The 19,391-nt window shown below is 67.1% G+C and carries 13 protein-coding genes; 8 read left to right on the top strand and 5 right to left on the bottom strand.

Translation table 11 applies throughout. The features are described from left to right. Window positions 1–135 precede the first annotated feature (135 nt). The 7 genes from tadA (at window position 136) to N4G63_RS09070 (ending at window position 12,106) form a co-directional block, all read left to right on the top strand. Window positions 136–765 carry a tRNA adenosine(34) deaminase TadA gene (gene tadA / locus N4G63_RS09100; RefSeq protein ID WP_260787992.1) on the top strand — a complete coding sequence of 210 codons (630 nt, stop codon included), beginning with the start codon at window positions 136–138 and terminating at the stop codon, window positions 763–765. Then, the gene (locus N4G63_RS09095) at window positions 762–1,703 is read left to right on the top strand and encodes an LD-carboxypeptidase (RefSeq protein ID WP_260787991.1); all 942 of its coding nucleotides are present in this window, start codon (window positions 762–764) and stop codon (window positions 1,701–1,703) included. The genes tadA and N4G63_RS09095 overlap by 4 nt, the downstream gene beginning before the upstream one ends. A 454-nt stretch (window positions 1,704–2,157) precedes the next feature. After that, on the top strand, window positions 2,158–4,485 hold the full coding sequence (locus N4G63_RS09090; protein ID WP_443112044.1) for an ABC transporter substrate-binding protein: 2,328 nt from the start codon (window positions 2,158–2,160) through the stop codon (window positions 4,483–4,485). A gap of 13 nt (window positions 4,486–4,498) precedes the next feature. Beyond that, entirely contained in the window at window positions 4,499–5,482 is a 984-nt protein-coding gene (locus tag N4G63_RS09085) for an ABC transporter permease (protein ID WP_260787989.1), read from the top strand. A 79-nt stretch (window positions 5,483–5,561) separates the two neighbouring features. After that, window positions 5,562–7,010, top strand: coding sequence for an ABC transporter permease (locus N4G63_RS09080; RefSeq protein WP_260788686.1), 1,449 nt, complete (start codon window positions 5,562–5,564; stop codon window positions 7,008–7,010). A gap of 4 nt (window positions 7,011–7,014) precedes the next feature. After that, window positions 7,015–8,982 (top strand): ABC transporter ATP-binding protein, encoded by a 1,968-nt coding sequence (locus tag N4G63_RS09075; protein WP_314599596.1) that lies wholly within the window; start codon window positions 7,015–7,017, stop codon window positions 8,980–8,982. 361 nt (window positions 8,983–9,343) lie between these two features. Beyond that, window positions 9,344–12,106 (top strand): TonB-dependent receptor, encoded by a 2,763-nt coding sequence (locus N4G63_RS09070; RefSeq protein WP_314599595.1) that lies wholly within the window; start codon window positions 9,344–9,346, stop codon window positions 12,104–12,106. 138 nt (window positions 12,107–12,244) lie between these two features. On the opposite strand, the gene N4G63_RS09065 is transcribed toward N4G63_RS09070, so the two are convergent. The 4 genes from N4G63_RS09065 to tnpA form a co-directional block, all read right to left on the bottom strand. Further along, a complete protein-coding gene (locus tag N4G63_RS09065; RefSeq protein WP_260787986.1) occupies window positions 12,245–12,748 on the bottom strand; it encodes a hypothetical protein in 504 nt (167 codons plus the stop codon). 15 nt (window positions 12,749–12,763) lie between these two features. Beyond that, entirely contained in the window at window positions 12,764–14,398 is a 1,635-nt protein-coding gene (gene tnpC / locus N4G63_RS09060) for an IS66 family transposase (RefSeq protein ID WP_260787985.1), read from the bottom strand. 72 nt (window positions 14,399–14,470) lie between these two features. Next, window positions 14,471–14,815, bottom strand: coding sequence for an IS66 family insertion sequence element accessory protein TnpB (gene tnpB, locus N4G63_RS09055; protein ID WP_260787984.1), 345 nt, complete (start codon window positions 14,813–14,815; stop codon window positions 14,471–14,473). Then, window positions 14,812–15,177: an IS66-like element accessory protein TnpA gene (gene tnpA / locus N4G63_RS09050; protein WP_260787983.1), complete on the bottom strand. Its 366-nt coding sequence runs from the start codon at window positions 15,175–15,177 to the stop codon at window positions 14,812–14,814. The genes tnpB and tnpA overlap by 4 nt, the downstream gene beginning before the upstream one ends. Before the next feature lie 543 nt (window positions 15,178–15,720). Here tnpA and N4G63_RS09045 point away from each other — a divergent pair. Next, the gene (locus N4G63_RS09045; RefSeq protein WP_260787982.1) at window positions 15,721–18,417 is read left to right on the top strand and encodes a TonB-dependent receptor; all 2,697 of its coding nucleotides are present in this window, start codon (window positions 15,721–15,723) and stop codon (window positions 18,415–18,417) included. A gap of 139 nt (window positions 18,418–18,556) precedes the next feature. On the opposite strand, the gene N4G63_RS09040 is transcribed toward N4G63_RS09045, so the two are convergent. Next, entirely contained in the window at window positions 18,557–19,336 is a 780-nt protein-coding gene (locus tag N4G63_RS09040) for a 3-hydroxyacyl-CoA dehydrogenase (protein ID WP_260787981.1), read from the bottom strand. Window positions 19,337–19,391: the final 55 nt, after the last annotated feature.

Raw genomic sequence — 19,391 nt, 5'->3', positions numbered from 1 at the left:
TCGGCCGGCCGAGATTAGGCCACAGAAGGCCCGCCGCACGCGCTGCGCCAGCACCGCCGCCCGCCCGGGCCGGCCGGCCGCGGCAAGCAGCGACAATGCCCGCACGATGACGCCGCGCAACCCACCGCCCACCGCATGAGCCCCGCCGAAACCGACGAGTACGGCATGCGCCTGGCGCTGGACCAGGCGCTCAATGCCCAGCTGGCCGGCGAGGTGCCGGTGGGCGCGGTGCTGCTGCGCCGCAGCGACCGCGGCGTGCAGGTGGTGGCCACCGGCTACAACCGGCCGATCACCACCCACGACCCGACGGCCCATGCCGAGATCGTGGCGCTGCGCCATGCCGCGCAGCTGATGCAGAACTACCGCCTGCCCGACCTGGAGCTCTACGTCACGCTGGAGCCCTGCGCGATGTGCGCGATGGCCATGATGCACGCGCGGCTCAAGCGCGTGGTGTTCGGCGCGATCGATCCCAAGACCGGCGCCGCCGGCTCGGTGACCGACCTGTTCGCCGATGCCCGGCTGAACCACCACACCACGCTGGTGGGTGGCGTGCTGGCCGCGCCGGCCGGTGCGCTGCTGCGCCAGTTTTTTGCCGAGCGCCGCGCCCGCCAGCGCGCCGAACGCGATGCGCAGCGCGCCCTGGCGGTGGATGCCTCGCTGGCCGACAACAGCATCCCGGCCGGCGAGGCGCTGGAGCTCGACGGGCTGCTGCGCGGCGACACCAGCGGCCGCCCGCTGCACAAGCCGGGGCCTGAATCGACATGAACGATCTGCACATCCTGGCCCCGGCCGGCGTCGAGCTGCGCACGCCGGCGCTGAAGCTGGCGCGCCAGCGCCTGTCGGCCCTGGGCTACACCGTGACGCTGGACCCCAGCACCCGCGCGCGCCACCAGCGTTTTGCCGGTGACGACGCGGCGCGCCTGGCCGCGCTGTACCGCGTGGCCGACGCGGCGCCGTCGATCGCCATGGCCTGCCGCGGCGGCTACGGCATGACCCGCCTGCTCGACCAGATCGACTGGGCGCGCATCGGGCGCAGCATCGAGCGCGGCACGCGCTGGGTGGGCTACAGCGACCTCACCGCCTTGCAGCTGGGTCTGCTGGCCCACCTGGGTGCCAAGCCCGCGGCGCGCACCTGGCAGGGCCCGATGGCCGCCGACGACTTTGGCCGCGACGACACGCATGGCGGGCTCGACGACGTGACGCGCGACTGCTTTGCCGAGGCCATGTCGGGTGAGCTGGAGGCGGTGGGTTTTCGCACCGAGGCCGGCTTTGACGGGCTCGAGGCGCGCGGCACGCTGTGGGGCGGCAACCTGGCGATGGTGCTGTCGCTGCTGGGCACGCCGCACTGGCCGCGCATCAAGGGCGGCATCCTGTTTCTTGAAGACGTGAACGTGCACCCCTACGCCATCGAGCGCGGCCTGCTGCAGCTGCACCAGGCCGGTGTGCTGGGTCAGCAAAAGGCGGTGCTGCTGGGGCGTTTCAACCAGTGGCGCGCCAGCGCGCTGGACCGCGGCTACACCCTCAAGACGGCCATCGCACGGCTGCGCAGCGAATGCCAGGTGCCGCTGCTCACCGGCCTGCCGTTCGGCCACCCGCCCGGCCCGGCCGTGGCCGGCGCAGTGAGCGAACCCAAGCTCACGCTGCCGGTGGGCGCCCGGGTGCAGCTGGTGGTGCAGGGCCGCGACGTGCTGGTGGGCTGGTAGGCAGGGCACCCGGCCCCGCGCATACACGGGGCCACCCGCCGGGCGGGTGGGCGGGCCGGCTTGGGGCGGCCCGGCGCTGGCCCGCTGGATGGGACACCCGGCCCCGCGGGTACACGGGGCCACCCGCCGGGCGGGTGGGCGGGCCGGCTTGGGGCGGCCCGGCGCTGGCCCGCTGGATGGGACACCCGGCCCCGCGGGTACGCGGGTGGGCGGCCTTTGCCACTTGTCTAGGGGAGTGCCCCGAATCCGGGGCAACCCGCGGCAGGGCTGGCCCGACACCTGCTTAGAATCTGCCTTGCGCCTCGATGGGGCCGGCCACAAGCTGGTTCTGTCGAGGCGCCATTGTTTTCGCTGGCTGCCCGATGACCGAACGGGCGCCGTTCAGGCCGCAGGCCGGGGTTCTATCCGACCCCGGTGCGCGCGGTGTGTCAGCAGGAGTATCCGCATGCGCGGAATGTCGATCGCTCGCTTGGCGGCGCTGGCCTGGCGCCGGGGTGCGGCCGCGGCCGCAGGGCTGGCCCGGGTGGCCGCCTCGGCGCTGCCCGCGCAGGCGCCGCGCACGCTGCTGCTGCCGGCCCTGGTGCTGGCTGGTGGCCTGGCCGGCTGCAACAACAGCCCATACCCGGTGAATGCCGAGCGCGAGAACACGCTGTTCTACTCGTTCGACGAGCGCTCGCCGCGCTACCTCGACCCCACCGCCTCGTACTCCAACCCCGAGAGCGCGTACACCTTCCAGATCTACGAGCCGGCCTACGGTTACCACTACCTGAAGCGCCCGTACACGCTGGAGCCCAAGGCGGTGCAAGCGGTGGTCACGCCGCGCTACATCGACAAGGCCGGCAACACGCTGCCCGACGACGCGCCGGCCGACCAGATCGCCGAGAGCGTGTATGAGCTGAAGGTCAAGCCCGGCATCCGCTACGCGCCGCACCCGGCCTTTGCCAAAGATGCGCAGGGCAAGTACCGCTACCACAGCGACCATGCGCTCACCCGGGCCGAGCTGGGCGACAAGCGCTCGCCGCTGGCCTTTGAGCACCAGGGCACGCGCGAGCTGGTGGCCGAGGACTTTGTCTTCGCGCTCAAGCGCCACGCCACCACCCGCATCGAGACGCCGGTGCTGGCCATCTTTGCCGACTACGTGATCGGCCTGCGCGACTATGCCGAGCTGGTCAAGCGCGAGGACGTCAAGCTGCTGGCCGGCCTGCCAGCCGACATGCAGGACAAGCCCTTTCTCGACTTCCGCCGCTGGCCGCTGGCCGGTGCCACGGTGGTTGACAAATACACCTGGCGCATCCGGCTGAAGGGCAAGTACCCGCAGTGGAGCTACTGGCTGGCCATGCCGTTCACCGCGCCGATGCCGTGGGAGGCCGACGCGTTCTACGCCCAGCCCGGCATGGCCGCCAACGGCCTGAGTCTGAACCAGTGGCCGGTGGGCACCGGCCCGTACATGATGACCGAGTTCGTGCGCGACCGGCGCCACGTGATGAAGCGCAACCCGCACTTCCGCGGCGAGCCCTATCCCTGCGAGGGCATGCCCGGTGACCGCGAGGCCGGCCTGCTGGCCGACTGCGGCAAGACCATGCCCTTCATCGACACGCTGTACGTCACCATCGAGAAGGAGAAGGTGCCGCGCAAGGAGAAGTTCAAGCAGGGCTACCTCGACGTGCCCGAGATCGAGCGGCCCGAGTGGGCGGTCGACTTCCGCGCCGATGCCGAAGACTCCGATGCCGTGAAGAAGCTGTTCGACCAGCGCGGCTTCGGCCTGGCGCTGTCGGTCGACGCCACCAACTGGTACCTCGGCTTCAACATGCTCGATCCGGTGGTGGGCCGCGGCGCCACGCCCGAACAGCAGGCCCGCAACCGCAAGCTGCGCCAGGCCATCGCCATTGCGGTCGACTGGGAAGAAGGCTATGGCCGCATCTTCAAGCACAAGGGCGGCGTGGCCGCGCACGGCCCGGTGCCGCCGGGCCTGTTCGGCTCACGCGAGGGGCAGCCCGGCTTCCACAACCCGGTGACCCATCGCTGGGTGGACGGCAAGGCCCAGCGCCGCCCGATCGACGAGGCCAGAAAGCTGCTGGCCGAGGCCGGCTACCCCGACGGCCGCGACGAGAAGACCGGCAAGCCGCTGGTGCTGAGCTACGACTTCCAGCGCGCGATCACGCCCGAGTTCAAGAGCGAGAACGACTGGATGGTCAAGCAGTTCGCCAAGCTCGGCGTGCAGCTCGAGATCCGCGCCACCGACTTCAACCAGTACCAGGACAAGACGCTCAAGGGCAAGCACCAGATCTTCTGGGGCGGCTGGCTGGCCGACTATCCCGATGCCGAGAACTTCCTGTTCCTGATGTACGGGCCGCTGGCGCGATCGAAGAGCCACGGCGACAACTACGCCAACTACGAGAACCCCGAGTACGACCAGCTCTACCGCCAGCTGCAGGCGCTGTCGGACGGCCCGGCCAAGCAGGCGGTGATCGACCAGATGGTCACGCTGGTGCAGCAGGACTCGCCCTGGTGCTTTGGCTACTTTCCCTGGGGCGGCCAGGCCTACCAGTCCTGGGTGCACAACGGCAAGCACAGCATCATGATCCGCGACATGGCCAAGTACTACCGCATCGACCCCGCGCAGCGCGCCCAGGCCCAGGCCGAGTGGAACGCGCCCACGCGCTGGCCGCTGGCGCTGCTGCTGGCCGGCGTGCTGGCCCTGGTGTGGGTGGCCCGCCGCGGCTACGCGGCCCGCGAGACCGCCACCGCCCGCCGCGCGCTGCCCGGCTCGCAGGGCGCCTGAGGAGAACCGCGCGATGTTCCGCTACATCCTGCGCCGCATCGGCTATGGCCTGCTGATCCTGCTGGGCGTCAACCTGCTGACCTTCTTCCTGTTCTTCACCGTCAACACGCCCGACGACATGGCGCGCCTGAACATCGGCGGCAAGCGGGTCACGCAAGAGCAGATCGACAAGTGGAAGGCCGAGCGCGGCTACGACCGGCCGCTGTACTTCAACGCCCAGGCCGAGGGCAGCGACAAGCTCACCCGCACCGTGCTGTGGGAGCGCTCGGTGTCGCTGCTGGCGCTCGACTTCGGGCGCAGCGATTCGGCGCGTTCGGTCGACATCGGCCACGAGATCAGGACGCGCATGGGCGTGAGCCTGCAGCTGGCGGTGCCGCTGTTCGCGCTGCAGCTTCTGGTGAGCATCAGCTTCTCGCTGCTGCTGGTGTTCTTTCGCCACTCGCGCATCGATTTCTGGGGCGTGGTGCTGTGCGTGCTGATGCTGTCGATCAGCAGCCTGTTCTACATCATCGTCGGCCAGTACCTGTTCTCGCGCGTGCTGCGCTGGGTGCCGATCTCGGGCTTTGCACCGGGGCTCGATGCGGTGCGGTTTCTGGCCCTGCCCATCGCGCTGAGCCTGCTGGCCCGCCTGGGCGGCGAGGCCCGGCTGTACCGCGCGATGTTTCTCGAGGAGATCGGCCGCGACTATGTGCGCACCGCCCGCGCCAAGGGCCTGACCGAGAGCGTGGTGCTGTTTCGCCACGTGCTGCGCAATGCGCTGGTGCCCATCATCACCAGCGCCGGGGCCTACCTGCCCTATGTGTTCATGGGCAGCCTGGTGTTCGAAAGCTTCTTCGGCATTCCGGGCCTCGGCGCCTTCGTCATCGAGGCCATCAGCGGCCAGGATTTCGCCATCGTGCGCTCGATGGTGTTTCTGGGCGCGGCGCTTTACATCGCCAGCAATGCCTTGATCGACATCGCCTACACCTGGGTCGATCCGCGGGTGCGGCTGTCATGAGCCGGCGGGCGATGGCATTTGCGGCCACCCCCGCGGCGGCTGCCGGGGCCTGCACACCGGACGAGGGGCATTGACTGCCATGGGATTCAAGTTCGTCATCCTGGCCACCGACCTGGCCCTGTGGGCCCTGTTCGCGGCGATTGCCGGTTATGCCTGGCGCGTGGCGCACCACGACACGCTGCGCGCCACCTGGCTGAAGGTGCTGCGTGACCCGGCCGCCTTGAGCGCGGCGCTGGTGCTGGGCCTGTTCGTGCTGCTCACGCTGGCCGACAGCGTGCACCTGCGCCGCGTGCTGCCGGCCAAGCCGGGCCAGCCCGCCGGCACGGTGTTCTACGACACGCGCACCGAGTCCTTGCTGGATGTGCTGCTGGCGCGCCAGCTGGCCATGCGCGAGAGCACCTACTCCGAGCCGCTGGCGGCGCATGCCCTGACCAAGCAGAACATCCTGCGCGACGGACAGAGCGTGCGCGACTACCCGCGCCTGGCCCATGGCGGCGCCCACCTGGCCAACCCGGCCACCGAGCGCCTGCCCGACATCGCACGGCGCGCGGCCACCGGCGCGGCCGCCGGCCTGCTGCTGGCGGCGCTGGGCGGCCTGGGCCTGGCCTGGGCGGTGCGGCGCCAGCATGGCGGCACTGGCGCGGCCTGGCGCGCAATGCTGGCCGACCGCACCGATCTGCCGCTGCGCGCGCTGTGGCTCACCTTGCTGGTGGTGTGCCTGCTGGGCGGTGCGGTGCTGGCGCTGATGGGCCACTACCATGTGTTCGGCACCGACCGCACCGGCAACGACGTGCTGGTGCAGACGCTCAAGAGCGTGCGCACCGCCTTCGTCATCGGCCTGCTCAGCACCGTGGCCACGCTGCCGATCGCCGTCACGCTGGGCATCCTGGCGGGCTGGTACCGCGGCTGGGTGGACGAGCTGGTGCAGTACCTCTACACCCTGCTCAGCTCGGTGCCCAATGTGCTGCTGATCGCCGCTTGCGTGCTGATGGTGCAGGTGGCGCTCGACAAGCACCCCGAGTGGCTGGACACCGGCGCCGAGCGCGCCGACGTCAAGGTGTTCCTGCTGTGCGTGATCCTGGGCGTGACCGGCTGGGCCACGCTGTGCCGCCTGGTGCGCGCCGAGACCCTGAAGCTGCGCGAGCTCGAGTTCGTGCAGGCCGCCACCGCCTTTGGCGTGGCGCCGGCCCGCATCATGAGCCGCCACATCCTGCCCAACGTGGTGCACCTGGTGCTGATCACCACCGTGCTCAGCTTCAGCGACCTGATCCTCTACGAAGCCGTGCTCACCTACGTGGGCGTGGGCGTCGATCCCAGCACCAGCAGCTTCGGCGGCATGATCAACCTGGCCCGCAGCGAGATGAGCCGCGACCCGGTGGTGTGGTGGAGCTTTGCCGCCGCCTTCACCTTCATGGTGGCGCTGGTGCTCTCGGCCAACCTGTTTGCCGACGGCGTGCGCGACGCGTTCGATCCCCGTGCCCGCGCCCTGCGCCCGCGCCTTGGCCTGCGCAAGGCCACCGGAACCTGAGCCCATGCTGACCATCGACCAGCTCCACGTCGCCCTCGATGCCGAAAGCGGCATCGTGCGCGCCATCGACGGGCTCAGCCTGGCCATGCGCCGTGGCGAGACCTTTGCCCTGGTGGGCGAATCGGGTTGCGGCAAGAGCATGACCGCGCTGGCCCTGCTGCGCCTGCTGCCCGAGAGCGGCGCCGTCACCGCCGGCGAGATCCGCCTGGCCGGTGCCCAGGGCGGTGGCATGCAAGACCTGCTGGGCCTGCCCGAGGCCGCGATGCGCCGGGTGCGCGGCGGCCGCGTGGGCATGATCTTCCAAGAGCCCGGCACCAGCCTGAACCCGGTGCTGACCGTGGGCACCCAGATGGCCGAGGCCATCGAGGCGCACACCGGGCTGCGCGGCGCCGCGGTGCGCACCAAGGCCATCGACTGGCTGCGGCGGGTGGGCATCCCCGAGCCCGAACGCCGCATCGACGACTACCCCTTCCGCATGAGCGGCGGCCAGAAGCAGCGCGTGATGATCGCCATGACGCTGGCCTGCGAGCCCGACTTTCTGGTGGCCGACGAGCCGACCACCGCGCTCGACGTGACGATCCAGAAGCAGATCCTCGACCTGCTCAAGGACCTGCAGCGCGAGCAGGGCATGGGCCTGCTGCTGATCACCCACGACCTGGCCGTGGTGGCCGGCATGGCCCACCATGTGGCGCTGATGTACGCCGGCCAGATCATCGAGGTGGCGCCGGCGGCACAGTTTTTTGCCCAGCCGCAGCACCCCTATGCGCTGGCCCTGCTGCAGGCCCTGCCCGACGCCCAGCGGCGCGGCGAGCCGCTGGCCGCCATCCCCGGCACCGTGCCGCTGCTGACCCAGGCCTTCGCCGGCTGCCGCTTCGCGCCGCGCTGTGCCCATGCCCAGCCGCGTTGCAGCAGCGAGCAGCCACAACTGCAGGCCGGCCCCGCGGCCGCAGGCCAGGTGCGCTGCCTGCTGCTGGCGCCCGATGCCCAGGGCCGGGTGCCCGGCCTGGGCCCGGCCCAGCGGCCGCTCCTCACCGAGCTGGCGGTACGCCCGCCCGCCAGCGCGGCATCCAGCGTGCCAGCCGGCGCGCCGCAGGGTACGCCGCACAGCTTGACCGACTCTGCCGCACCGGCAGCGGTGGCCGCCGCCGCCAATGCACAAGCCGAAGCCGCCGGCACATCGCCCCTGCTGCAGGTGCGCGATCTGCACGTCAGCTTCCAGCTTGGCAAGGGCTTGCTGCAACGCGCTGCGCCGCAGTTTCACGCCGTGCGTGGCGTCAGCTTCGAGGTGCCGGCCGGCCGCACGCTGGCCCTGGTGGGCGAATCGGGCTGCGGCAAAACGACCACCGGCAAGGCCATCGTGCAGCTGCTGCGCGGCCAGGCCCTGGTGCGCGGCGAGGCCCTGCTGCAGGGCCGCAACCTGTTCGACCTGAGCGGCGCCGCACTGCGCGAGGCGCGCAAGGCGGTGCAGATCATCTTCCAGGACCCGTTCTCGTCGCTGAACCCGCGGCTGCGCGTGCTCGACATCCTGGAAGAGGGCATCGGCGCCCTGCAGCCCGAGATGCCGGCCGAGCAGCGCCGCCAGCGTGTGACCACCATTGCCGAGCAGGTGGGCCTGCGGCGCGAGGCGCTGGCGCGCTTTCCGCACGAGTTCTCTGGCGGCCAGCGCCAGCGCATCGCCATCGCCCGCGCCCTGGCCCTGAGCCCGCGCCTGATCGTCTGCGACGAGCCCACCTCGGCACTCGATGTCTCGGTGCAGGCGCAGATCCTCAACCTGCTGCGCGAACTGCAGCGCGAGCTGGGCGTGAGCTACCTGTTCATCACCCACAACATCGGCGTGGTCGAGTACATCGCCGACCACATCGCGGTGATGCAGGCGGGCCGCATCGTCGAGCAGGGCTCCTGCGCCGACGTGCTTGAACGGCCGCAGCATGCCTACACCCAGGCCTTGCTGGCCGCGGTGCCGCGCATTTAGGTGGCGTGGGGGGCCAGCCGTCGAGCAGGTGTTGGCGGGCCGCTACAACCCCATCTGGACGCGGGGCTGTGTTTTCCCGAGTTCGACGCCGTTCTATGCCCAGCATTGGGGCGGACACACAGGCATCGGCAAGTTAAATGGCCTGGAAATGACCGACGATGCCGGCCGTAAAACAATATTTGCACCGTTCTAGGATGTAAACACCGTGTTTCGCACTTTTTTGGATTTGTAGTGCAGTAGACGTCATTCCTTCACACTGGCGGGTCTGTGCAGTGCCCACCGACAGGTCTACAGACTTGGCGATGTAGGGGATTGCACAAGCGAGGAAATCAACTCTTCCAGTCATTGCAGAGGAATCCGAATGTTCAAGAAGTCCAAACTTTCGCTGGCTGCGGCCGTGGCCGTGTCTGGTGTTGCGCTGCTCCCGCAGGCGTTGTTCGCGCAAGAGGCGGCACAGCGCGTGGAGATCACTGGTTCGAGCATCAAGCGGATCAATGCCGAGGGCGCGCTCCCGGTGCAGGTGATCAACGCAGAGCAGATCCAGCGATCAGGCGCCACGTCGGTGGCGGATCTCATCCAGAAGCTGCCTGCCATGCAGGGCTTCTCCATTGCCGACACGGCCGTCGGCAGCAACTCGGGTGGCATCGTCACGGCGAGCATCCATGACATCGGCGAGGACTACACCCTGGTGCTGCTGAACGGTCGACGCATTGCGCCTACTGGTTCGGGCAGCCGCATCAATCTGAACTCGATTCCGATGAGCGCCATTGAGCGAATCGAGGTGCTGACCGACGGCGCCTCTGCGCTGTACGGCTCAGACGCCATTGCCGGTGTGGTGAACTTCGTTCTCAAGCGCAACCAGCAAGGTGGCAACGTGACGGTGCGTACCGAGAAGCCTCTGGAAGGCGGCGGCGAATCCACCAATGCGAGCGTGACCTACGGCTTCGGCAATCTGGACAAGGATCGCTTCAGCCTGGTGGCGACCTACCGTCACGACCAGAACGAAGCGATCAAGGCCACCCAGCGCGACTTTGGCGCAACGGCCTATCTGCCGTTCGAGTACAACGGCAAAAAGTACATCTACGACCGCACCAGCACGTCGGCCGTGCCGGCCAACGCCACGGTGACCTTCAAGCGGCTCACCGGCGAGACGACCACCCTGCCCACCTACGCGTTCAATCCGTACCAGAAGGCCAACGGCAAGTGCGCGCCGATGAACTTCTACAGCCTGAACAATGCCGTGTCGGCCACGTCGGTGACCGAGAACTGCGCGTTCGATTTTGTGGCCACCATTGAGGCGTATCCGGAGTCGGCGCGCGATTCGTTCTTCGTCAGTGGCCAGTTCAAGATCAACGACAAGTTCTCGCTGTTCAGCGATGTGGCCTACACCCGCCTGGACCTGACGGCGCGCATCGCGCCCAACCCTGTGCCGGTTCCGGTCACGGTGGGTTCGGCGCAGTACAACACCTATGTCGCGCCCTACCTGAGCGCGGACCAGTTGGCGCATGTCAATACGGTCACGGCGGCCTACCGCGCCTCTGACTTCGGTACGCGCGACTCGCAGACGCTGACCGACGGCAAGCACTTCGTTCTGGGTGTTGATGGCGAGGTGGGGACCTGGTCGCTCAATTCGGCCTTTACGTGGTCGCAGAACGCCCTGGACGAGCGCTACGTGGGCGGCTACTTCAAGACGGCCGAGTTCAATTCGCTGCGCACCAGCGGCAAGATCGATCCGTTCGTGGAGGCGGGAAAGCAATCGGCCGAGACCCTGAAGCTGATTCAGGACTCGATCTTCAATGGCTCGATCCGCACCGCGTCGACCACCCTGACCGGCCTGGACATGCGTGCATCCAGCGAGATCTTCAAGCTGCCGGCCGGCGCTGTGAGTCTGGGTCTGGGCGCCGATCACCGCAACTACCACTACAAGCAGTCGCCGTCGTCCGCTGCGGTCAACGGCGAGATCTACAACTTTGCCGCGCCGCCGGCGTACGACATGGAGCGCACGGAGTCCGGCGCGTTCGCCGAACTGCTGGTTCCGGTGATCAAGGGGCTGGAGCTGACGGGGGCACTGCGCTATGACCACATCAGTGCCATCAACAGCAGCGGTAAGACTGTCGGCAAGGCCATGAGCGCATCGACCTACAAGCTGGCTGCGCGCTACCAGCATTCGTCGTCGCTGCTGTTCCGTGGGTCGTACGGCTCAGGCTTCAAGGCACCGTCGATGCTCGACATCGCGCAGCCCCTGGTGAGCAACGGCGTGACCGCAGCCTCCTACGATTGCCCGTTCCCCACCAGCGATTACTGCAAGCCGGGCAAGCTGCAATACAGCCAGATGAGCGGTGGCAATGCGCAGTTGCGTCCTGAGAAGTCGACCCAGGGCACGCTTGGCATCCGCTTCGAGCCCACCAGCGACTTCAGCGTCGGTGCTGACTACTGGCAGGTGAAGCTGAAGGACGCGGTGACTGCCGTGTCGGCCAACCAGGCCTTTGGCAGCCCGGGCAAGTACAGCGATCTGTTCATGCTGTATTCCACCCCGGCCGAGGCCCTGCAGAACCAGCAGTACTGGGCCTTCATCAGTGCGTCCACCAACATTGGTCAGCAGATCAACAAGGGCGTTGACTGGGATGTGTCGACCCGGATGAAAACCGCAATGGGTCGCCTGACGCTGGGACTGTCGGGTACCTACCTCATCCAGTCCTCGTACACCCGTCCGGGCACCAGCAACGAGTTCATCGACAACATGAGCCACTATGGTGAGAACGCGGAGGTGTCCTTCCGCAACATCGGCCGCGCCACGGTCACGCTGGATACGGGGCGGTTCTCCCACACGCTGACCGCCAAGTACCGCTCGGGCTACGCCGACCAGAATCAACTGGTTCGTGACGTGGCAAGCAACACCAACGTTCGTGTCTCGATGCAGATCGGCGACTACACCACGTTCGATTGGCAGACTGTGTTCCAGGCCACCAAGGCGCTGGAGTTCCGGGCAGGCGTCAAGAACCTGTTGAATAAGAAGCCGCCGTTGACTCTGCGAGATTCGTCGGGGCACCAGGTCGGTTTCGACCCGCGTTACGCCGACCCGATCCTGCGCTCGGTTTACCTGCAAGGTTCCTACAACTTCTGATCTGTCAAAGTCCGTTGCAAGCAAAGGGGCCGCACTGCGGCCCCTATTTTCATTTCGTTTCGTCGCGTGAGTTCGACGGTGGGCGATGTGCAGTGAGCGTCTGGCCGTCCCATCTTGACGAGTGGACTGGCCCCGTTGCTATGGCCTGGGCTTGACCGCCCCGACGAAGGCAACACACTCCACCAGGTTGAGCGCGCCCAGCATGAGGTACTTCTCCGCCTCGGTGCGAACGCCCATCAGGTCGTGTTCGTCGAGCCAGCCGTATACGAAGGCCAGCAGGTAGCGCTCGGCATGTTCAGTGTGGAACTGTTCGACGACCTTGGTCGCCAGTTCCTGCGGCAAGCCTTCGTTGAAGCGCGCACGGGCCGTCAGGCGCTGCAGGCAGCCGTCCTGGATGTCCTCGGTGATCAGCGGCCACTGGTGCCCGCTGAGCTTCATCGCCTGGAAGGTGACCAACAGGACGTGCAGCGCCACCTCCAGCTGCGACATGTCCGCCCCCATGCCCGGCAGCGCCAGGATCGAGGCGAGCATGTTGGGCTGCTGGGCGTAGATCTCGTCGGCCAGGCGCACCTTCTGGTCGTGGCTCATGCGGCGCACGGCGACGTCGGCCTCGATCACCACCCACTGCGCGAGCCGTCCCATCAACTTCAACTTCAGTCAGGCCGGCCGCCAGCGATGCGGCAGCAGTTCGTCCAGCCGGTGGCTGGGGTGCAGGTGGATGCGCGCCAGCACGTCGCGCAGGTAGGCCCACGGATCCAGGCCATTGAGCTTGGCCGACTGAACCAGGCTCATCACCACCGCCGCGCGCTGCCCGGCCAGCGCGCTGCCGGCGAACAGCCAGTTCTTGGCGCCCAGCTTCCACGGCTTGATCTGCCGCTCGATGAGGTTGTTGTCGATGGCCACCGCCCCGTCGTCCAGGTGCAGCGTGAGCGCCTTCCAGGCGTTCAGGCTGTAGTCGATGGCCTCGGCGATCTTGGTGCCGTCCGGCACCTGCGTGCGCTGCAGCTTCAGCCACACCTCGAACTCCTCCCACAGCGGCCGGCTGAAGCCCTGACGTGCGTGCCGACGCTCCTCGCAGCCCATCTCGGCGAAGGCGGCCTCGGCCCGGTAGATTCGGCTCCAGCGCAGCATCGCCTCGGTGGCCACCACGCTGGCACTGTGGCCGCCGCGGCTGAGTTCCTCGAAGCGGCGCCGGGCATGCGCGGCGCAGGCCGCTGCCTTGCGCTGCGGGTAGACCTTGGCATCGAGTACGCCGTTGTAGCCGGCGTACTGATCGGTGATCAGGGTGCCGTTCCACACTGGCTCAGGCGATGGCGGCCCCTTGCCGCCCAGGAAGGCCACCGGGTATTGCGCCCCGCGTCCCAGGCAGAACTCGTAGATCACGCCCGGGTGCGGATCGTGGTGGCTGCGCGCCCAGGCCCAGACGTAGACCTTCTTCGTCTTGCCTGCGCCCGGGTCCAGCAGCGGCAGCGGCGTCTCGTCGGCGTGCAGCACCGTGCAGCTGAGGATGAAGCGCCGCTGCAACTCGAACAGCGGCTCCAGCGATACGCCACCGGCGCCGCCCCAGGATGCCAGCGTCGAGCGCGGCGTGTGCACGCCCGAACGTGCGTTGATCGGCGCCTGCCGGTAGTACGGCAGGTGGTCGACGAAGCGGCTGATCAGCGTGTGCGCCACCAAGCCCGCAGCCGGGATGCCACCGTCGACCACGTCCGGCTCGGCCGGCTCCTGGTGCAGTTGCTGGCAGCACTTGCAGGCCCACTTGCCGTAGATGTGCCGGTGCACGAAGAACTTCGCCGGGATGATGTCCAGCTTCTCGCTGACGTCCTCGCCGATGCGCTGCATCGGCCGGCCGCAGTCGGTGTTTGGGCAGGTGGTGTCCTCGGGCTCGTGGCGGTGCTCGACGCGCTCCAGGTGCTCGGGCAGTGCCCGGCGACGGGGCTTGCGGGGTGGCGCCTTCGGGGCCTTGGGTGTCTCGGGCAAGCCGCGCTGCAACTCGGCCAGCTTCGCCCTCAGGCTGGCCTCGTCCTCGGCCATGACTTCAGCGAACAGCAGCCGCTGTGCGGCCGTCATCGACTCGGTCTTGGCGTCGAACTTCCAGCGCTTGAGCCGCGCGAGCTCGAAGTTGAGCTTGTCGATCTTGACTCGGGCCAGCGCAATCTCGCGCTCGCGCCGGGCCAGCTCATGCGCATCGGCCTGGGCCTGCTGCTTCAATCGCTCAATCAGTGCGGCCACCTCGGCCGGCAGGCTCGTCACATCGATGGCGTCGGCAGATTCACCCGGCATGCGCAGCATGGTGCCGCGCCTGCCGCCACGGCACCATTGGCACTTGTGCTGTCAACGGCCCCCGGCCGTCGTATTGCTCGATCAGCAGCGGCGTATGGTGGCCAGTTCGCCCAGGCGCTGCCAGGGCAGGCCCAGCGTCAGCGCCTCGAACTGCTGCGTGCTGAGCTGCAACGCGCAAGCTGCCGAGCCCGCCTCGGCCGTGTGCCTGACGAAGCGGCCAGCATGCAGCCGGCGCGTGGCGCACCACACGCCGAAGCCGTCGTGCACGAGCAGCTTGAGCCGGCTTGCGCGCGCATTGGCGAAGAGGTAGCCGTGGTGCGCGCGCGCCTCGCCCAGCGTGTTGACCACCACTGTCAGCAGCCGGTCGGCACCGGCACGCATGTCCTGCGGCTGGGTGCACAACCACAGCGTGTCGATACGGATCAACGCAGCCACTCCCGCAGCCAAGCCCCGCACTCGCTGGCGGCCTGGCCGGGCCAGATGATGCTCACGGTGGTCGCGCCACGGCGCAGCTCGATGCGGATGTCCGGCAGCGCGCCGGCCGTGCTCGGCGGCAGCGGCAGCGCGATGAACTGCGGGGCTGGAGTCGCAGCATTCGCGTCCTGTGCGGCCGCTGCAACCCGTTCCTGCCGGCGCCAGGCATGCACCATGTTCGCGTTCAGACCGTGCGACTGCGCCACACTGGCCACCGATGCGCCGGGCTGCTCGCATTCCGCCAGCACCTGTTGCCTCAGCGCGGGGGGATGCTGGCGCACCTTCTTGCGTGTCGAGTGTTCCATCGTGTCCATGACAGAGTTGTCGTGGACACGAGACTGGCGCGACGATCGCTGTCGTTCAAGATGGGATGGCTAGCCGCTCACGATGTGCATGCAGGCGCGCCGCTTCACATGGCCGACCCATGTTCCGTCAGGTGCAACCGTTGCTCTGTCACAGTGGCTTCGGCGTCGTCGCCCTGGGCAGGGTCATGTGCTGGCTGCTTCGCTCCGTGCGGGTCGTTCGTTGCTATTCACCAACGCCTGATGCCGCAAGAATAGAGAGTTCCCCCTAGTCACTGGCTCGGTGGCGGGTCAACGGAGCACGTCGACAAGGTGTTTGGTTCGGCCTGATTTCCATGGTGGTGCCAAGCTGGATGCGTCGTGCACTGAGATCGGGCGCTCGAGCTTCGAGCCGCTACGTAGTGACTTTCCCGAGGCTGGTTCGAGCGAAACGATGAACCAGAATGGGTTCACATGTTTTCGCTACCGGTTCACCTCGGGTTCACAAAACCCGCGCGCGACCGGGCGATTCACGGTCCATCCAGCCTTTGCAAATTTTGCGACAGAGGAGCACTCATGTTCAAACAATCCATCCTGACTCGAAGCCTGGTTGCCGCTTTCGGCAGCGGCCTGGCCCTGTTCGGCGCGTCTGCGCTGGCCCAAGAGACACAGCGCGTCGAAATCACCGGTTCGGCCATCAAGCGCATTGACGCCGAGACCTCTGTGCCCGTTTCTGTCATCAAGATGGAGACGCTGAAGGCGCAAGGCGTTACCAGCATCGAGCAGATCATGTCCTCGATCAGCGCGGTGCAGATGACCCAGAGCTCGAGCCAGCAGGTAGGCGCTGGCACCGGCGGTGCTGCCTTTGCCGACGTGCGAGGCATTGGTGCGAGCAAGACCTTGGTGCTGTTGAACGGCCGCCGCATCGCGAACAACGCGATCGACGGCGCGGCGGTCGACCTGAACATGATCCCGTTTGCCGCGCTCGATCGCGTTGAAGTGCTGCGTGACGGCGCCTCGTCGCTGTACGGCACCGACGCCATCGGTGGCGTGATCAACTTCATCACCCGCAAGGATCACGCGGGTGGCAGCATTACCCTCGGTGTGGATCGTCCGCAAAGCAAGGGCGGCAACGCTGAATCCGCAAACGTCGGTTTTGGATTTGGCGACCTGTCGAAGAATGGCTTCAATGTCTTCGGCTTCATTGACGTGGCGCGCACCCAGCCCATCGCGGGTGATGAGCGGCCGTTCAATGCGCGCTTCCCCGGTGGTCTGTCGCCGACGCCCTTCCCGGCCAACTACTACCAAGATGGCTCGGTCACGGGCAACCCTGCGGCACCGGATTGCAATGATCCCAGTTACCTGGTGCAGGCGGGCGACGGCACCTCGTGCTTCATTGCAACGTCGAAGTTCGTCGACTACACGGCCAAGACCGAGCGCAAGTCGGCCATGCTTCGCGGATCGCTGGCACTCGGTAGCGATCACACCCTGGCGATGGAGTGGTTCGGCACCCAGAACAAGGCGACAACCCGCATCGCGCCGGTGCCGTACGGCACCTTGTGGATGAATCGCACCAACGCCGATGGTTCGTTGAACCCGTACTACCCGGGCAACGGCACGGTGGCCTCGAACATCACGCTAGACCCGAATTACACGGTCGCGAACATGAACCCGCGCACCGGCGTTGTGCTGCGTCCGGGCTTCATCATCGTCAAATGGCGTGCCTTGGCTGGTGGTCAGCGCACCAACATCTCCACCAATGACCAGCAGCGTCTGCTGGCCAGTTTGGATGGCACCTTCGCCAACTGGGATTACCAGACGGGCGTGAGTTACAACGAGAACAAGATCAAGGAGGACGTCACCGGCTACAGCGATGGCAACGCCATCGCAAAGGCCATGGCTGATGGCTTGATCAACCCCTTCGGTGCGCAGTCGGCGGCCGGTGCAGCAGCCATCCAGGCGGCGCTGCTGGGTGGCAACCTGCAAAACCACAAGGGCAAGGTGACCACTGTCGACGCCAAGGCCAGCCGCGAGTTGGGCGACTGGCTGGGCAGCGGCCGCAAGGTGGCGCTGGCAATCGGCGCTGAGGCACGGAAGGAAGATTTTCTGTCCGCCTCCAATCCGCCAGTGGCTGAAAAGCTGGTGGCCAGCACCGGTGTTGATCCGACGGCAGTTTCAGCCGGAAGCCGGAATGTCACCGCGCTTTTTGCCGAAATCAACATCCCGTTGCTCAAGACGTTGGACGTGACTTTGGCAGGTCGCTACGACAACTACAGCGATTTCGGCAGCACCACCAACCCGAAGGTCGGTATCCGCTTCCAGCCGACCAAGGAACTGTTGATTCGTGGCAGTGCCTCCACAGGTTTCCGCGCGCCGTCGCTGTATGAACTGAATGCCTCGCAGTCGTACACCAACACGGGTACGGTCAGTGATCCGATCAACTGCCCGGACGGCAAGACCGCGATCAGCGGCAAGTCGACCGCGCTGAACTGCAAAGTGCAGTTCCAGCGTCTGACGGGTGGCAACACGAACCTCAAGCCGGAGAAGTCGAAGAACATGACCTTCGGCTTGGTGTTCGAACCCACCGCGAACTTCTCGGTCGGGGCCGATCTGTGGTGGGTTCGCCTGCAGGACACGATCGCGGCGTTGTCCGAAACCACCGTGCTCGGGGACGCAGCCACGTTTGCCCAGTACATCAAGCGCAATTCAACGGGTGACCTGTCGATCGATGGCTTTTCCTGCCCTGGTGCAACCTGTGGTTACCTGGATCTGCGTCAGCAGAACCTCGGCGGGACCAACACCAACGGCGTTGACATCAGTGCCAGCCTGAAGCTCAACCTTGGCGCGTCGGGTAACCTGAATCTCGGCTTGAATGGCACCTACGTTACCAAGTACGAGTACCAGGATTTCGCCAAGGGCCCGTGGAACCAGAACGTGGGCGTTTACGTCGGCCTGGCCCCCATCTTCCGTTTGCAGCACACGGCCACGGCCCGTTGGGCGGTGGGTAACTTCACTCTTGGTGGTGCAGCGCACTACAAGAGTGGCTACGTGGATCAGGACCCGTCCAATACGGTCAATGCGTATGCGACGCTTGATCTGTTCATGGGTTGGAAGCCGATGAAGGGCCTGGATCTCACGATTGGCGTGAACAACGCGACGGATCGTGAGCCGCCGTACTCGAATCAGGGTGAGGTCTTCCAGGCCAACTATGACCCGCGTTTCGCCGACCCCACCGGCCGCAAGTACTACGCTCGCGCAAGCTATTCGTTCTGATGACGCAGGCAGGTGGGCGACGCCCACCTGCTCTGCTTCTCAACACTGTGGCGCAGCGGGCGCTGCAAAAAAGCCCCGGCTTGCCGGGGCTCGTGGCGTGGCCATCAACTGAGGTTCAAGCCATGTCAGCCCCATGGCCTCACTTCGGCGCCAACCGTATCGCCCCATCCAGCCGGATCACCTCGCCGTTGAGCATGTCGTTCTCGACGATGCTCTTGACCAGCTTGGCGTAGTCGGCCGGGGCGCCCAGGCGGCTGGGGAAGGGCACGCCGGCGGCCAGGGCGTCCTGTACGGCCTGGGGCATCGAGAACAGCATCGGGGTGCCGAAGATGCCCGGGGCGATGGTCATCACGCGGATGCCGTTGCGGGCCAGGTCGCGGGCGATCGGCAGGGTCATGCCGACCACGCCGCCCTTGCTGGCGGCGTAGGCGGCCTGGCCGATCTGGCCGTCGTAGGCGGCCACGCTGGCGGTGTTGATGATCACGCCGCGCTCGCCGGTGGGCTCGGGCGCGTTGGCGCACATGGCCTCGGCGGCCAGGCGGATCATGTTGAAGCTGCCGATCAGGTTGACCGTGATGGTCTTGGTGAAGGTGTCGAGCGGGTGCGCGCCGTCCTTGCCCACGGTCTTCACGGCCGGTGCGATGCCGGCGCAGTTGACCAGGCCCATGAACTGGCCGCCCGGTGTGGCCAGCGCCTGGGCGGCCGCCACGGCGGCACGGCCGTCGGCCTCCTGGCTGACGTCGCAGCGCACGAAGGCGGCGTTGCCCGCGCCCAGCTCGGCGGCCAGGGCCTGGCCCTTGTCGGCCTGCAGGTCGGCGATGACCACCCTGGCGCCTTCGCGCACCAGCATGCGCACCGTGCCTTCGCCCAACCCCGACGCGCCGCCGGTGACGATGAAACTCTTGCCTGCGATGTCCATTCGGTTGCTCCTTGCGGGTGATGTTGGTTGACGTTGACGTTAACGTCAATCAGCG

Source organism: Aquabacterium sp. OR-4, from assembly GCF_025290835.2.
Taxonomy (GTDB): Bacteria; Pseudomonadota; Gammaproteobacteria; order Burkholderiales; family Burkholderiaceae_C; genus Pseudaquabacterium.
The sequence above is the reverse complement of the archived record's forward strand: the minus strand, read 5'-3'. Positions and strand labels throughout refer to the sequence as shown.

Excerpts from the sequence above, each read along its gene's own strand:
- tadA (WP_260787992.1), top strand. The coding sequence starts at position 136 with ATGAGCCCCGCCGAAACCGACGAGTACGGCATGCGCCTGGCGCTGGAC.
- N4G63_RS09095 (WP_260787991.1), top strand. The coding sequence starts at position 762 with ATGAACGATCTGCACATCCTGGCCCCGGCCGGCGTCGAGCTGCGCACG.
- N4G63_RS09090 (WP_443112044.1), top strand. The coding sequence starts at position 2,158 with ATGTCGATCGCTCGCTTGGCGGCGCTGGCCTGGCGCCGGGGTGCGGCC.
- N4G63_RS09085 (WP_260787989.1), top strand. The coding sequence starts at position 4,499 with ATGTTCCGCTACATCCTGCGCCGCATCGGCTATGGCCTGCTGATCCTG.
- N4G63_RS09080 (WP_260788686.1), top strand. The coding sequence starts at position 5,562 with ATGGGATTCAAGTTCGTCATCCTGGCCACCGACCTGGCCCTGTGGGCC.
- N4G63_RS09075 (WP_314599596.1), top strand. The coding sequence starts at position 7,015 with ATGCTGACCATCGACCAGCTCCACGTCGCCCTCGATGCCGAAAGCGGC.
- N4G63_RS09070 (WP_314599595.1), top strand. The coding sequence starts at position 9,344 with ATGTTCAAGAAGTCCAAACTTTCGCTGGCTGCGGCCGTGGCCGTGTCT.
- N4G63_RS09065 (WP_260787986.1), bottom strand. The coding sequence starts at position 12,748 with ATGGGACGGCTCGCGCAGTGGGTGGTGATCGAGGCCGACGTCGCCGTG.
- tnpC (WP_260787985.1), bottom strand. The coding sequence starts at position 14,398 with ATGCTGCGCATGCCGGGTGAATCTGCCGACGCCATCGATGTGACGAGC.
- tnpA (WP_260787983.1), bottom strand. The coding sequence starts at position 15,177 with ATGGACACGATGGAACACTCGACACGCAAGAAGGTGCGCCAGCATCCC.
- N4G63_RS09045 (WP_260787982.1), top strand. The coding sequence starts at position 15,721 with ATGTTCAAACAATCCATCCTGACTCGAAGCCTGGTTGCCGCTTTCGGC.
- N4G63_RS09040 (WP_260787981.1), bottom strand. The coding sequence starts at position 19,336 with ATGGACATCGCAGGCAAGAGTTTCATCGTCACCGGCGGCGCGTCGGGG.